Source organism: Psychrobacter sp. YP14 (assembly GCF_003209315.1).
GTDB classification, from domain to species: domain Bacteria; phylum Pseudomonadota; class Gammaproteobacteria; order Pseudomonadales; family Moraxellaceae; genus Psychrobacter; species Psychrobacter raelei.
This window is the reverse complement of record NZ_CP029789.1, coordinates 47,038-61,888: the sequence shown is the minus strand read 5'-3', so window position 1 is coordinate 61,888 and position 14,851 is coordinate 47,038. Positions and strand designations below refer to the sequence as shown.

Here is a 14,851-nt window from a genome sequence, read left to right as displayed (position 1 = left end):
CCCTCATTCAGTTAGATATAATAGTCTAACGACTGTCTCTTATTGCATTTTTGATTTAATTACACGTTTTATTTAACGGCACTTTTCGTTTAATTGCATCTCTCATTTACCTATTAATTAACTCATTGCGTGATTTCTTATGGCCATATTACCGATTTTAAGCTACCCCGACCCTAGGCTGCGTACCATCGCAGAGCCGATCAAAACTGTTGATGCTGAAATAAAACAGCTTATCAAAGACATGATTGAAACCATGTATGACGCCAAAGGCATTGGGCTTGCAGCCACTCAAGTGGATCGTCATATTCAGCTTATCGTCATGGATTTGTCTGAAAACAATGACTCGCCTCGGGTATTTATTAACCCCAAAGTTACCCCGTTGGTGGAAGATAAAAAGCCTTACGAGGAAGGGTGCCTATCGGTACCAGATGTCTATGATTCAGTGGATCGTCCAGTAAAAGTGAAAATCGAAGCGCTTGATGCAGATGGGAATGCCTTTGAAGAGATTGCAGAAGGCCTATTGGCAGTGTGTATCCAGCATGAAATGGATCACTTAAACGGTGTCTTGTTCGTCGATTATTTATCACGCCTAAAGCAGACCCGTGCCCGTGATAAGGTCAAAAAATATCTTAAAACCCGTGAAAAGCAACTACAGCACAACAAAGCCTAGTCGCTAACGATACCGTGGTAAACATCAAACCCAAAAAAAAAGCCCATCACACTTAACTGTGATGGGCTTTTTTGACTTTAGGCCATTTAGAAGATCAAAGCAGAGCGGCTCAGCCCTTAGCCCTTTAGGCCCAGCACATCTTGCATGTCATAGCGACCTGCGGCCTGCGCCACTACCCAAGTGGCCGCACGCACAGCACCTGCGGCAAAGGTCATACGCTCACGGGCATGATGCTTAATCTCCACCATCTCACCATCTGCTATTAGCATCACACTGTGGTCACCAATGATTTCACCGCCGCGAATAGCGTGGATGCCAATGCTACCTGGTTTTCGCTCGCCAGTTTGCCCCTCTCGGCCATAGACAGCCACTTGTTTTAAGTCCTGACCACGGGCGGTAGCAGCGGCATTGGCCATCATAAAGGCGGTACCTGAAGGCGCATCGACTTTGTGCTTGTGATGTGACTCAATGACTTCGATATCAGCGCTATCACCAAAAGCCTTAGCGGCCATCTCAATAAGCTTTAATGACACGTTAACACCAGTAGAATAGTTGCCGGCATATACCACAGGGATTTGAGCACTGGCGGCATTAAGCATGGCTTCTTGGGCTTCACTGAGGCCTGTGGTACCGATCACCATCGCCACCTTGTGCTTCGCGCACAACTGCACATTTTTTTCAGTGGCGTCAGGCAAGCTAAAGTCGATTAGCACATCAATGTTGCCAAGCTCAGCGGCTAAGTCATCTGATAAGGCGACCTGATTTTTGTGTTGACCAATCAATTCGCCCGCATCTACCCCGATAAGACTTGAGCCACTGCGCTCAATGGCGGCAGCCAATACGGTGTTAGCATTGTTGTGTACCGCTTCAATTAACATGCGCCCCATCCGGCCGCCGGCACCAATCACGCCTACTTTGATGGTCTGTGATGCAGTCTGAGTCATTATTTTATCCTTTAAGTAATCTGTATGAGGCTAATAATAGCATGATTATCTATGCTGCTAAATTTGCAAGTTGCCATGATAAGTTTGACGTCTACCTGACAGTCGTCCTTTGATTTTGATTGCCCCATTATCTAGCCATAAGGGGAGTAGCAGATAGCCCACAAAAAAACCCATACGTTTCACGTGAAACATATGGGCCATAACTGAGCCATCTAAGCTATCTTAGTCAAACAGATCGCCTAACTTTTCAAAGAAAGATTTTTTCTTGGGCGACTGATGATGCTTGCTGTCACCATCTAAAGTGTCTTGGAACTGACGCAGTAAATCTTTTTGTTCACGGGTTAGGTTCACAGGCGTCTCAACCATGATACGGCAGATTAAGTCGCCTTTCATGGTGGTGCGTACAGGGGTGACACCCTTGCCGCGGACACGCAGTAGCTTACCACTTTGGGTGCCTTCAGCTACTTTGATTTTGACCTTGCCATCAAGCGTTGGGATTTCCACTTCTTTGCCGAGCGCCGCATCGGTAATACTCACAGGTACATCCATATAAAGGTCAGCACCTTGGCGCTTGAACACAGGGTGTTCTTTGACACGCACTTCAACATATAAGTCGCCGTTTTGGACGCCTGCGCCTCCCGCTTCGCCTTCACCGGCCAAGCGTACTCTGTCACCATCGTCAACACCGGCTGGGATAGAGACCTCTAGGGTGCGTGACTTATCTTTTACGCCAGTACCATGGCAGTCATTACAAGGGTTCTTAATCTCTTGACCGCTGCCGCCACAGTTAGGACAGGTTTGCTGCACTGCAAAGAAGCCTTGCTGCATGCGTACTTGACCATGGCCACCACAAGTACTACACGTTTGGATATCTGAGGCATTCTTAGCGCCTTTACCATCACAAGTTTCACAAGGGGCAGGTGCGGTAAAGCTGATTTCTTTTTTGCAGCCTCGTACGGCCTCTTCTAAGCTCAGCTCAATGACATAGCGTAAGTCTGAGCCACGGCGCTGACGACCACCGCCCCCACGAGATTGACCGAAGATATCACCGAAGTTACCAAAGATATCACCGAAGATGTCTTGGAAGTTACCCGCACCTGCGCCACCAAAGCCGCCGCCACCCATGCCATTTTCGAAGGCTGCATGACCCATGCGGTCATAGGCTGAGCGTTTTTCTTTATCGCTTAATACTTCATAAGCCATCGAGGCTTCTTTGAATTTTTCTTCTGCATCAGGATCATCAGAATTACGATCTGGGTGGTATTTCATGGCCAGTTTACGGTAGGCCTTTTTAATCTCGCGCTCATCTGCGCTTCTATCAACGCCTAAAACTTCGTAAAAATCTCGCTTACTCATGGAGGCTCCTATCAACATGCCGGCTATGTTTCACGTGAAACACATTTATAGTTGGCATTAAAATGGGTACTAAACACACAATGGTTTAAATGATTCAAAATAATTAATCAATACTTTGCCTGTTTAATGGTGACAAACACCTCAATTATCAAGCAATTATGCTAAAATCGCCCTATTCTCCCTGTTATTTATTGAAGTTGATACCTCGCCTCTATGAAATCATTAAAATTTTTACTGATTAGCCTAGTTATTATTGCCGTTGTGATTTTTGCAGGATCACCTTACTACGCTGCGTATCAACTCAAGAATGCTTATGACACCCATGATGGCGCTACTTTGACCCATCACATCGACTTTGAGCAGCTACAGCCCAATATCCAAAACCAGCTCACCAGCAAGTTTGCCAACACTTTGCAGCAGTATCCGCTGGTGGCACAATTGGGCGGTGAAGCATTAACCGAAGCGGCCGATGAGTTCATCCATGCGTCAGTCACTAAGGCGGTCACTGAGGAAAATATCCGTAGCCTAATTAATACCCAAGGCCAAGCCAATCAAGCCACCAAAGAGCTTGCTGCCGCGTGGGCTATTGCCAGTAATAAGGTGGATTTGCAGCGCTTGATTCAAGACATCATCGTGCAGCGCGGTGATATCAATGCGGTACTCAAAAACCAAATGCAGCAGATTATGAGTGCACAATCCACAGAGCTTGAAAGCCATGTTCAAAGTGGCGAGGACAGCGCCAAACCAAAGCTGTCTTACTGCGGCATCAACTGCTTTACCCTGTCAGGTCAAGTTAAAGGCTACCCGCTGACGCTACAGATGCAGCGTGAGGGTCTAATTGGCTGGAAAATTATTAACGTGGTGTTGCCTTAGCCGCTTAACATTTCGTTCGGCCTTCAGGCGTTAATTTAGCCCTAAAAAAGGGAGAAAACTTGGGTCTTTATAGGGTGCATTAAATGCCGCCCCATCTTCTCGATAAATAGCAGGCGTAGCAAATACTGCCAGCCCTGCTGCCTTCACCTGATTTGCCTTTAGATGATCGATGCCACTGCGACAGGTATTGCTCACAGGCTTGCCACTCATCGCTTCATCTAAGGCTTGTTTACGAGCTGCTTTGTCAGCGGTACACCATATCTGACGCATTTGTTCTGGTGACTGCTCATAGTAAGGATAAGCGATGACTTTAACGGTCACACCTTTGGCATTCAGCTTGGCCATATCCTGATGTAGAACTCGGCAATAAGGACAATTGATGTCGGTGGCGACATAAATGACTGCTTTTTCGGTGGTGGTCGCCGGATAAATGACCAGATTGTCGTCATCAAGACTAGAGAGGACATGAAGGTTCTTCTTTTGTTCAAAATCAGCATCTAGACCGGCAAATTGACCATTTTCAATGACCGAAATCTCACCACTGGTAAATACAGTGGCCTCAGTATTGGTAATAAAAGGCTGCCCCTTTAAGGTTGCGCCCCAAATCACCCCTGGCACGGCGGTGTGATATAGCGCCACATCGGGCGTCATATTCTTTAATAGGCTGCTGTTTTTTAACATAGAGGCTCGCAAATCATCACTGACTGGCATCCCACTTAAAGTTTTGCTCGGTAATTGCTGCGGCGTGGGGACTTTTACTGGACTGGGATTGGGCTTTAATTCGCCTTGCAAAATATAAGCACCGTCAGCGGTGATGTGCAGTGGTGGCTGCGGCTCAGTTGAGGGATTTTGTACCAAGGTTATCTGGTACATAGAAGGCAGCTTTGAAGGCTGTATAGAGGCAATGGGCGTCATCATACCCGCATTACTCAGTATCTGCTTAATAAAATCCTGTTGCTGCGGCGTTGGCGCTTTTAATGGGCTGCTATCGTTGGCAGCAAGCTTGTCATAGGCCTCATTAAAGGCTGACAAATCAGCATGGGCTGAGGGCATGATGACCAAGGCCGATAGTAGAACTGGCATAGCTAGCGATAGGGTCAATGATTTACTGCATATGAGCCTAAGTGTGTTTAAAAAGTGCGACATGACAGCTCCTAATTTCAGCGCTTAATGCAATAACAAGTACTGAGGACAATTGACTTCCTCCCCTCTCTAAACCGAGGGGATTGTACATCTAGACGGTCAAGCCCGACCGCAAGGATGTTCTTAGCAGCATTGATATAATAACAATAGCTTATTTATCCTACCCCGATGACTCTATTTGTTATATTTTGTTAGGCAGACAACGCCGGCTAGATTTCGTTTAGTCATTTACCCTGTCGTCTACCCTGCCCTTACTGCGCGCAATCTCGTTAAGCAGCCTCATAAATAGACAAAAAAAATGGGCACCTAAAGTGCCCATTTAAATAAAAAAACGAATAAACTTACTATCATTTAGAAGCTATTTACCTCATCTTCGGTCAAGAAGCGGCTATCGCCTTTCTCTAATCCTTCAAGTGTTATGCCGCCAATGCTGGCACGGTGTAGCTCAACAACTTTATTGCCAAAATAGGCCATCATACGTTTGACTTGATGGTATTTACCTTCGGTCAAAATTAGACGCGCGTGGGTCTCATCAATGAATTCTAATAACGCAGGCTTGGTCGGCTCATAATCGCCATCTAGCAAGATGCCTTGGCCTACTTTTTTGATCGCATGCGCTTGCGCCTCTTCATCCATAGCATCGGCTAAGGTTAATTCATACACCTTTTCATGCAGATGACGCGGGCTGGTCACTCGGTGTAGCCAGCTGCCATCATCACTTAAGATTAAGGCACCGGTGGTATCCACATCAAGACGGCCTGCGATACGCAAGTTACTCAGCTCAGGCACTGCGATAAGTTCAGTAACAATCGGATATTCTTTGGGTTTTAGGGTACACTCAAAGCCTTCAGGCTTATGCAATAAAATATAGCGGCTACCGGTCGCCACTGATAACGGCTCACCGGCCCACATCACTTCATCATTAAGCACATCAACGTGTACGCTGCCATCTTTTACTACTTCATCATTGACCGTAATCTCACTGGCGTGCAGCACTTTTTTCGCTTCTTTACGGGACAGTTCGGTGGCCTTGCTGATAAATTTGTCTAAACGCATTTATGGTATCCTTGGTTCTATAACTGAATGGGTCTACTATACAAAATAGCGGTAACCTCACTTATCAGATATAAATATTTTTGGGTGGTTAATATGATTCACAGTTTAACACACCCGCTCTAGGTGCGATTGATGACTTTTTTGACCCGACCTATTTTTGGCAGTTTGTCTATTTTTATTTTTAATCAACCACTCACAAATCTATAGCCCGATAACCTATAACCCCTAACGCTTAAATCCCTAACGCTTAAATCCCTAACGCTTAAATCCCTAACGCTTATGACTTATCAAACCTTAGCTGCGCCCGTTAGCGCCCGACTTGAAATCAAGAAGTCTGACTTTATTACTTACGCCTATCCGGTTCACAGCCGTGAAAAAGCTATGTTTCACGTGGAACAATTGCGAGCCAAATATCCCGATGCCCGCCATCACTGTTGGGCTTACATAATCGGTGATCCCAATAACACCACCAGTGCCGGTTTCGATGATGATGGAGAGCCCAATGGGACTGCTGGGCGGCCGATCCTTAATGTGTTGCAGCACAAAAGTATTGGCAATGTGATTGTCATAGTGGTGCGTTATTTTGGCGGTATCAAGCTCGGTGCTGGTGGCTTGACTCGGGCTTATGCCGGCTCAGCTCAGGCCGTGGTAGATGAGATGACCCTCACTACTTATGTGCCGATGACTCAGGTTGAGATTGAGGCGGATTTTGCCAATGAATCGCAAGTGCGCTATGTGGTAGAGGACATGGGCGGTGAAATTGGTGATGTCAGCTATAGTAAGTGTGTTACCTTAACTGCCAGTTTGCCAGAGGCTGATGTCGAGGCGCTAAAAGAGCGTTTGAGCATATATGGCAGGCTATTGGAGCAGGAATAACATAATATAACAAATCTCAGTAACCAATCGTTCACTGAAAGTTGTTGGTTTTTTCTCATTTTAACGGCATTATAGCGTTCTGAAAGGTTGATAACGACCCGTTGATGACGGAGAAGTTATTGGCCTTTTTCATCTGTATCAATAATATTTTTATACCAATAACAAGATGAGCTCATTGCTATGATCGATCTAATAAAAAAACAAATAAAATTACAAACAAGAATTGTGGCCGTAAAAGCTGCCAAAAAGAAAAGAGCCACCGCCAGATCTCAACTCTCATTGAGCAAAAGAGGCCAATTTAATCCTCCGCCTTTTAACCCTCCATTTTGGTTAAGCAACCCGCATTTACAAACCATTTTGCCAAAGTTTGTTGCCCCACAGGCGCCTAAATACAGACGTGAAATCCTGCGCGACTCGTTGAATGAAAGCGATGTGGCATATGACTTTTATGATGCACATCCGGTAGATAATACCGATGATAAAATCGAAACAACCCCGCTTGTGGTATTGTTCCATGGTATGGAGGGCAGCAGTGACAGCCACTATGCCCGAGTATTGGCGCATCAGATGCACGCTGAAGGGTGGCACTTTGTGGTGGCGCACTTTCGTAGCTGCGGCGGCGTCCCGGCTAAAGGCCGAGTATTCTATAACGCCGGCGATACCGCTGAGATTCATCACATGCTACAAACTTTAAGACAGCATTATCAGAATATCTATGCCGTTGGGGTCTCGCTAGGTGGTAATGCCTTGGCCAAATATATGGGCGAATACGCAGATGACGCACAGTGTGAAGCGGCAGTGGTGGTCTCAGCTCCAGTAGATATGTCTTCTGCTGCGGTAAGTATGCACCGTTTTGTCAGCCATAAGATTTACACCCCATATCTGCTCAATCCCATTATTAAAAAAGCCTTGCTCAATGAGATCAGTGAAGAGGAGATTGAAGCCATTAAGTCGGTCGATCGTATCAGTGATTTTGATACCATATTTACAGCGCCGCGCCATGGCTACCGCTCAAATACGGATTACTACTATCGCTCATCGGCTCTGCCCCATCTTGGTGATGTGACCCACCCTATGCTGCTGATCAGTGCCAAAGATGACCCCTTTATCGGCTTTACCGCCACCGCCAATGATGTGTCTGACCAAGTCACTATCTTAGACACCAAGCATGGCGGTCATATTGGCTATTTGCGCTACCAACCCAAAGCCGCTAAAACCACTCGAAATGGCGCCGCTAAACCCAGCACAAAAGAGGGTAAGTTCGATATCAACTGGATTCCAGAAACCGTCAGTGCTTACTTTAAATCAGTAGGCATCGATGAGGCTACTCACTCTTCATAAAGGCGGCTACTATCTGCCTATGGTCTCAAGAAAATGGTTGCGGGTGACGCCTTAGGCACGCCCGCTGCTTTGAAAGCAGGACAGTTTTGCGCATAATCTAAGTCCTACCTTCAATCTTGAGACCTGTGTATGTATCCTTTTTATCGTTATACCAAATCTATTGTTAAGGCGATTGTCGCCCAAAAAAAAGGGGACACCGTTGGCCTAGAAGATGTAGCCACGATGCAGTTTCGCTGCAGCCTGACGGATATCGATAACTTCTTGGAGATGAATAACGGCCGCGTGTTTACCTTATATGACTTGGGTCGTACCGACTTTGCGGTGCGCAGTGGCTTAGGCAAGCAGCTGCTTGAGAACCGCTGGGGACTGGTGGTGGCAGGCAGTACCATTCAATACCGCAAGCGTATTCGGGCTTTTGACTTGGTCACCATCAAGACGCGTATTGCTGCTATTGATGAGCGCTGGATCTATGTGGAGCAGTCAATGTGGGTTAAGGGTCAGCCTTGCTCTTCGGCACTACTGCGTACTGGCGTGACCAAAGGTGGACGCGTTTTGCAGACCCAACAGGTGCTAGATGCGCTGGGTAAATCTGACTGGAAACTACCGCCCACAGGCTATGTGGCCGAGTGGATTAAAAGCGATGCCGATCGCCCTTGGCCGCCTAGTGTTTAAGCCCTCCCAGATGGCCGTTATTCCCCTCTAAATCAGTCGCTACATAAAAGACTAAGTGTCAAAAAGAACTCCGATACTGTGGGTTCTTTTTTTATGGCTGTGACTGTGGCTGTGATTGTGGGTGTAACTGTAATTCGGTATTTAAAATATTCGATGTATTTAAAACATTCGATGCAAAAATGAGCCAAATTCGCATTATAAAAATACCCATGAGAGGTGTAGAATACCTGCCTTGCTTTGCTACAGATCCTATTGAGTTAACTGCTGTTATTAGGCAGAATATTGGAATATCCACTCATGAGCCCGTCAAACATTCCGTCAAATCCCCCTTTACATGGCCTTGCCGATACCCCGGCAAATAATCCGCTCAACAAGCCTCCTGCTCCTTTACACACCACTGCCAAGCCCAATATTAATAAGCCAGCTAAAGGTGATGGCAAAAACAATAAAAAATACGCCACTATTTGGCGATGGCACTTCTATGCCGGCATGTTTATTGCGCCTTTTTTACTCATACTCTCGTTATCAGCGCTGGGTATGCTGTTTATGGCCAATACAGTGGGGCCAAATAATGAGCTGCTCACTGTCTCCAAACAAGACACGATAACGCCTGTATCGGTACAGGCCCATAGTGCTTTGAGCGCTGTCCCTGATGGCACGCTAAAGCAATATATTGCGCCCAAAAGCGATCACAATGTGGCTTTATTTCGCGTGGGCTCAGAGACAGGCCAGACCATGGTCGCTGTCGACCCTTATAGCGCAAAAGTCATAAAAATCGCCCCTAGCGACAGCAACCTTTACCATACCTTTGACAATATCCACTCTGATTTGCTTATCGGAAAAGTTGGTGATTATCTGCTAGAGACTGCAGCATCACTCACCACGCTACTGGTATTAACGGGTTGGTATCTTTGGTGGTACCGCCGTAAATCGATCAAAGCCATGCTGATTCCAGATGCCAAGCTAAACAACAAACGCTCAACCTTCGTCACCATACACGCCACTTTAGGCACTTGGCTGTCTGTTTTGTTATTGCTATTTTGTGTGTCGGGTATGGCCTGGGCAGGTATCTGGGGCGGTAAGGTGGTGCAGGCATGGAGTCAGTTCCCAGCCGGCAAATGGGGCAATGGGCCTATGCCCGCCTCCACCCTACCCCCTACCCACGGCGAGGCTTTAAACAGCAGTGGCATAAAAGAAGTGCCTTGGATTCTTGAGCTAACCCCTATGCCAACGTCAGGCTCCACGCTTGGTGAAAAAGGCATTGACCCAAGCTTACCGATAACTCTAGATACTGTAGACAGATTTGCCCGTGACAGTGGGTTTGAGGGCCGCTATCAGCTTAATTTGCCGCAAGGTGAAACCGGCGTCTGGACCTTGAGTCAAGACTCGATGAGCTATGATACGCCAAGCCCAATGGCAGATCGCACCATGCATATAGATCGCTATTCGGGCAAGGTATTGGCTGATATTCGCTTCGAGGATTACAATGCCTTTGGTAAATTTATGGCCGCAGGCAATGCCATTCATATGGGCACTTTGGGACTGTGGAGCTTAATGGCCAATGTGTTATTTTGTCTGTCGGTCATTACCATATGTATCAGTGGTTATGTTATGTGGTGGCAGCGCCGTCCCAGTAAGCTTAATACCGCTGCAACTCAAAAATCAGGCCTAAATCCGCCACCGAGCAAAGGCGATATCCCTTGGGGATTGGCCATTATCTTATTGATAGTGTCGGTGATTTTCCCCACCGCTATTATTGCCATTGTGGCCATTGCGGTGCTCGACTTTGTAATTATCGGCCGAGTCCCTGTATTAAAAAGGCTGCTTAAGTAGGTCAAGATAAGATGGTTTAGCCTATAGTCGATTATTCATAGTGGCATAAACCAGCACTGCAAACCAATCAGAGCTTATCGCAACCGGTAAGCTCTTTTTTATTGAAATCTCTTTATGACATCCTAACGAGAACCTAGTGTAAATGGCGGATAAATATGATTACAGCTCTATTAAAGACGCTATGGGTTTTATCCTCTATGATAAACCATTGCATTTACTGGCCTGTTATTTAATAGGCCCCAGATGACGTACAAGGATCCACATTGAGTCAAAAAACCACCCCTAATAAACAACTCGATCTCACCCAAGGGTCGATCGCCAAAACCATGCTGCTGTTCGCACTTCCCACATTGGGGTCGTCGATACTGCAGTCGTTAAATGGGTCGATAAATGCGGTCTGGGTGGGCCGATTTTTGGGAGAAGAAGCACTGGCCGCCACCGCCAACGGCAATATTGTCATGTTCATCTTGATCTCTTTTGTGTTTGGCTTTGGTATGGCCTCTACCATCTTGATTGGGCAAGCCATGGGACAGCGTGACAACGTGATGGTCAAGCGCACGCTCGGCACAGCCCTTGGCAGTATTATTCCTATCAGTGCCATATTGGCTACTATAGGCTGGCTATTTGCGCCCAACTTGCTCGATATATTAGGCACGCCAAGCAGTGCCTTTGATTTGGCATTGACGTATCTGCGCATGATTTTTGTGGCCATGCCGATCACCCTCGCCTTCACTTTGATGATGATGGCGCTACGAGGAACGGGCGATTCTAAAACCCCGCTTTGGTTTATAGCGCTGTCGGTGGCTATAGATTTGATTTTGACGCCTCTGCTTATTATCGGCGTTGGTCCTTTTCCTGAGTGGGGCATCTTTGGCTCAGCCTTTGCGACGGCTGTTGCCAATACATTGGCGCTGATTGGTATGATTATCACCCTGTATTTGCGCGGCTCAGTACTTGCTCTTAATAGGTCTGACTTACGCTTTTTGCGCCCTGATCGAGGTATTCTTGCCTCGATGTTTTCTAAAGGGTTGCCGATGGGTCTACAAATGATAGTCATCTCTTCGGCCGCATTGACTATGCTCTCGCTGATTAACCGCGAAGGGGTGCAGACGACCGCAGCCTATAGTGCCACTCAGCAGCTTTGGACCTATGTGCAGATGCCAGCAATGGCGCTCAGTGCCGCAGCCAGTGCTATGGTGGCCCAAAATATCGGAGCCAACCAATGGCATAGGGTCTCTGACATCACCCGTTGGGGGCTTATTTTTAACGTATTATTGACAGGTCTACTTATCGGAGCACTGACTTTATTCGATAAATCCATATTAAGTTTATTCTTGGGCACTGACAGTACTGCGTTGCCCATCGCCAGTCATATTCAGATTATGGCGACGTGGGGGTTTTTATTCTTCGGGATAGCTCAGGTATTCTTTGGTACGATGCGAGCAAATGGCTATGTGATTTGGCCATTGATGGTGATGGTCATCTCTATGTATCCGGTACGTCTTGGCTTTGCTTTTGGCTTCTACTCCTGGCTTGGCGCCGATGCATTGTGGCTGTCGTTCCCTGCGGGGATGGTGGCGACTGCGGTTATGGGTGCAGGGCTATATCTACATGGCAAATGGCGTAAAGGTCAGGTGTTACCGCCCAAAGAAGCGGCTCAAATCACTGAGGGCTACCGTGCTCAGGGAAGCTGTAGCGCCTCGTGTCGTGATGTGGCCTCCACTACGGCGTGGGAGCCTTTAGAGGATCAGCAAGTTGCAGCTCGTCGGTCTTGAGGGTGGGTTTCATCGGTTTTAAATAAAAAAGAGCCATCGATTGACGGCTCTTTTTTCTTGCTCGATAAATATTAGCTTTCATCAGCATACTTAATAGTTAGCTCATCTTCGGCTTCAAAAACTTCCAAAGCATATTTAATTCGCTCAAACTTATTGACATTACTAAGATTTGTTTCTATAACATATGTCGGATTAATACTCTTAGGCTGTCTAAGTCTATCTTGGTTAGTAATCTTTACCAATTCAATTTTCTCAACCAAGTCAGTATTGAAGAACAACTCAGGGTTTTGTTCAAACAAATAGCTTAGTACCTTCATATATAAATCAGCCATGTTTACTAAATTTATTTTTTGGCCGAACAATACTGCGTAATCTATTTTTTTATGTGTTGGGTCTTCAGCCTCAAAAATACTGACTTCCTCCAAACTCTCATCATACTCTTCAATATCTACATCAGGGTATGGCCAGACTTTCAAACACCTTTCAGCCAGGATATTGAATCTATTTTCTAGATTTTTTATGTTCCAAACATCAATCCCAGACAAATATCTATTCAACCATAACCTGCTGTCTCTGTAGCCTTTGTCTGGAATATCTCTTTTACTAATAAAATCTTTATTGCCTAAACTGCCGTTGTTGCCTGATAAGGTGAGATTGCCAAGAGTATGAAGATACTCATCTTTCATTTCTCTAATCTCTATATCAGATAGCTGCGACTTCCACGCATGACTCGGCTTTTGTGGAAATATATGCTCAACAGTTATATCTGAATTACCCTCAATTGTGACCACTTCATTATTATTAAAGTTTTCTAGCCTGCTGAATAGGTATAGTCTATTTTTTGATTTGATGTTATACACATCTTTATGTTTTAGAGCCTCTATCACCTCAGAATCTTGAGGCATTCTATGACTGCCTTTACGCTTAGCAATATGTTTCTGAATTGACTCCAAATAATCATCCTTATCCACTTTCTCATAAAGTGTCATAAACACCTTATTTAACGCATTCGTAGGCAAGCTGATAACAAATCGTCTCCACACATATGACTGCACAAAGCTCAATATGGCTAGGAAATCATTTTTAGAGATAATGCCATTAGCGTAGTCTTCATATACTTTAATCAAAAATGGATAAGCGACTTTTATTTCAAGCTGGTCAATATATTCAAGCTGTCGACGTATATCACTATCTGCTTCATTCCTAGGATTTATCAATTTATTATAGAATTTAGCCAGTGATTTTATAGGTGACAAAATATCTTCTAGTTCAGCAATATCTGATGTAGGAAACTTGTTCTTAAACTCTTCATACACTTTATTTTTATTTGGAATTTTATTACTAATAAGAGTTAAATAGTCTCTGATAAAATCAGATACCTTGCTTATATTACGATTTTCATCTCTTGCTAGGTTTTCTATTAACTTCCAGTAATCCTCATAAATACGATTTTGGCTCTCTCGAGTCAGCCCCATTAAAATATAGTTTCTGATTAAGTCTGCTTGTGATAACTCTAGCCCAGTAGAGTTGAGGCTCTCAAAAATACGCTGTGGATTATCTTTTTGCCTTTCCAATGATATCTCGACTACCATTAATTTAGACAATCCCTCTAAAACCGTTTCGTAATTTTGCTCATTAATTCGGCTTTTAAAGTAATCAAAGTTTTCAGTAATTTTTGAGTATTTACTAAACTCCTCTGTGGCATCTGCTCTCAATAAATAATTAAGTGCCGCCAGATTATCTTGTGTAGGACGTAATTTTGACTTCTCCGACTCAGGCACAAACTTATTAACTAAGTAGGTTTCATAGATTTCACTTTTTAGGTTCTCATCCTCCATTTCTATAGCTAGATGATATATAGCTAAATAGATTAGCGTTAACGTGGTTAGTCTTTGCTGACCATCAATAATTGACAGCTCTTTAATCTTGGATGACGTATAAATATCATCATGAACATAAACAACACTCCCAATAAAATGAGCAAGTTCATAACCTGTGCCAATATGTAAGATATCATCTAAAAGCTGTTTACACTGAGCGGTTGACCAATCATAATTTCGTTGATAGATAGGTATCACAAATCTTGTTTTATTTGCCGATAAAAAGTCTTGAATTTTTGTTTCGTTTGCTTTCATTCACCTATCCCTACTCTATTTTCATCTAATCAAATCATTATAAAAATTAAATTTAGCTCATTATTATCATTATAGGTATAACTTAGTTTCTAGGCTAGACGATAAGCAGTATTAAACCCCCATTTATGCATACCACTATCCAGTCGGAGAGAATTTAACTTAATATATTTATTCAAA

Annotated in this window: 13 protein-coding genes; 7 read left to right on the top strand and 6 right to left on the bottom strand. The window is 44.8% G+C overall.

What is annotated here, in order from left to right; genetic code table 11:
* Positions 1-139: 139 nt before the first annotated feature.
* A complete protein-coding gene (def, locus tag DLE54_RS00240; RefSeq protein ID WP_011959338.1) occupies positions 140-670 on the top strand; it encodes a peptide deformylase in 531 nt (176 codons plus the stop codon).
* Between the two features lie 116 nt (positions 671-786).
* On the opposite strand, the gene dapB is transcribed toward def, so the two are convergent.
* The 3 genes from dapB to dnaJ are packed head-to-tail and all read right to left on the bottom strand — an operon-like array spanning position 787 to position 2,970.
* Positions 787-1,614, bottom strand: a complete 828-nt coding sequence (gene dapB, locus DLE54_RS00235; RefSeq protein ID WP_110815869.1) for a 4-hydroxy-tetrahydrodipicolinate reductase — start codon at positions 1,612-1,614, stop codon at positions 787-789.
* Between the two features lie 57 nt (positions 1,615-1,671).
* Positions 1,672-1,815, bottom strand: coding sequence for a hypothetical protein (locus tag DLE54_RS12000; RefSeq protein ID WP_162617725.1), 144 nt, complete (start codon positions 1,813-1,815; stop codon positions 1,672-1,674).
* A 21-nt stretch (positions 1,816-1,836) separates the two neighbouring features.
* Positions 1,837-2,970: a molecular chaperone DnaJ gene (gene dnaJ, locus DLE54_RS00230; protein ID WP_011959335.1), complete on the bottom strand. Its 1,134-nt coding sequence runs from the start codon at positions 2,968-2,970 to the stop codon at positions 1,837-1,839.
* 213 nt (positions 2,971-3,183) lie between these two features.
* On the opposite strand from dnaJ, the gene DLE54_RS00225 reads away from it, so the two are divergent.
* Entirely contained in the window at positions 3,184-3,843 is a 660-nt protein-coding gene (locus DLE54_RS00225) for a DUF2939 domain-containing protein (RefSeq protein WP_011959334.1), read from the top strand.
* Between the two features lie 30 nt (positions 3,844-3,873).
* Here DLE54_RS00225 and DLE54_RS00220 read toward each other — a convergent pair whose 3' ends face one another.
* Together DLE54_RS00220 and DLE54_RS00215 are read right to left on the bottom strand one after the other, a co-directional pair.
* Entirely contained in the window at positions 3,874-4,944 is a 1,071-nt protein-coding gene (locus DLE54_RS00220; RefSeq protein ID WP_227535335.1) for a thioredoxin fold domain-containing protein, read from the bottom strand.
* A gap of 393 nt (positions 4,945-5,337) precedes the next feature.
* Entirely contained in the window at positions 5,338-6,042 is a 705-nt protein-coding gene (locus DLE54_RS00215) for a pseudouridine synthase (protein ID WP_011959332.1), read from the bottom strand.
* A gap of 279 nt (positions 6,043-6,321) precedes the next feature.
* On the opposite strand from DLE54_RS00215, the gene DLE54_RS00210 reads away from it, so the two are divergent.
* From DLE54_RS00210 to DLE54_RS00190, 5 genes are all read left to right on the top strand, one after another.
* Complete coding sequence (locus DLE54_RS00210) at positions 6,322-6,918, top strand: YigZ family protein (protein ID WP_110815867.1); 597 nt, start codon at positions 6,322-6,324, stop codon at positions 6,916-6,918.
* Between the two features lie 180 nt (positions 6,919-7,098).
* Positions 7,099-8,259, top strand: a complete 1,161-nt coding sequence (locus DLE54_RS00205; protein ID WP_110815866.1) for a YheT family hydrolase — start codon at positions 7,099-7,101, stop codon at positions 8,257-8,259.
* 129 nt (positions 8,260-8,388) lie between these two features.
* Positions 8,389-8,931, top strand: a complete 543-nt coding sequence (locus DLE54_RS00200) for an acyl-CoA thioesterase (protein ID WP_011959329.1) — start codon at positions 8,389-8,391, stop codon at positions 8,929-8,931.
* Positions 8,932-9,228: 297 nt separating this feature from the next.
* Positions 9,229-10,764, top strand: a complete 1,536-nt coding sequence (locus tag DLE54_RS00195; RefSeq protein ID WP_110815865.1) for a PepSY-associated TM helix domain-containing protein — start codon at positions 9,229-9,231, stop codon at positions 10,762-10,764.
* A 263-nt stretch (positions 10,765-11,027) separates the two neighbouring features.
* Entirely contained in the window at positions 11,028-12,539 is a 1,512-nt protein-coding gene (locus DLE54_RS00190; protein ID WP_110815864.1) for an MATE family efflux transporter, read from the top strand.
* Positions 12,540-12,610: 71 nt separating this feature from the next.
* On the opposite strand, the gene DLE54_RS00185 is transcribed toward DLE54_RS00190, so the two are convergent.
* Complete coding sequence (locus tag DLE54_RS00185; RefSeq protein WP_110815863.1) at positions 12,611-14,674, bottom strand: DUF262 domain-containing protein; 2,064 nt, start codon at positions 14,672-14,674, stop codon at positions 12,611-12,613.
* Positions 14,675-14,851 lie beyond the last annotated feature (177 nt).

Coding starts and splice junctions, on each gene's coding strand:
- def (WP_011959338.1), top strand. CDS start 140: ATGGCCATATTACCGATTTTAAGCTACCCCGACCCTAGGCTGCGTACC.
- dapB (WP_110815869.1), bottom strand. CDS start 1,614: ATGACTCAGACTGCATCACAGACCATCAAAGTAGGCGTGATTGGTGCC.
- DLE54_RS12000 (WP_162617725.1), bottom strand. CDS start 1,815: ATGGCCCATATGTTTCACGTGAAACGTATGGGTTTTTTTGTGGGCTAT.
- dnaJ (WP_011959335.1), bottom strand. CDS start 2,970: ATGAGTAAGCGAGATTTTTACGAAGTTTTAGGCGTTGATAGAAGCGCA.
- DLE54_RS00225 (WP_011959334.1), top strand. CDS start 3,184: ATGAAATCATTAAAATTTTTACTGATTAGCCTAGTTATTATTGCCGTT.
- DLE54_RS00215 (WP_011959332.1), bottom strand. CDS start 6,042: ATGCGTTTAGACAAATTTATCAGCAAGGCCACCGAACTGTCCCGTAAA.
- DLE54_RS00210 (WP_110815867.1), top strand. CDS start 6,322: ATGACTTATCAAACCTTAGCTGCGCCCGTTAGCGCCCGACTTGAAATC.
- DLE54_RS00205 (WP_110815866.1), top strand. CDS start 7,099: ATGATCGATCTAATAAAAAAACAAATAAAATTACAAACAAGAATTGTG.
- DLE54_RS00200 (WP_011959329.1), top strand. CDS start 8,389: ATGTATCCTTTTTATCGTTATACCAAATCTATTGTTAAGGCGATTGTC.
- DLE54_RS00195 (WP_110815865.1), top strand. CDS start 9,229: ATGAGCCCGTCAAACATTCCGTCAAATCCCCCTTTACATGGCCTTGCC.
- DLE54_RS00185 (WP_110815863.1), bottom strand. CDS start 14,674: ATGAAAGCAAACGAAACAAAAATTCAAGACTTTTTATCGGCAAATAAA.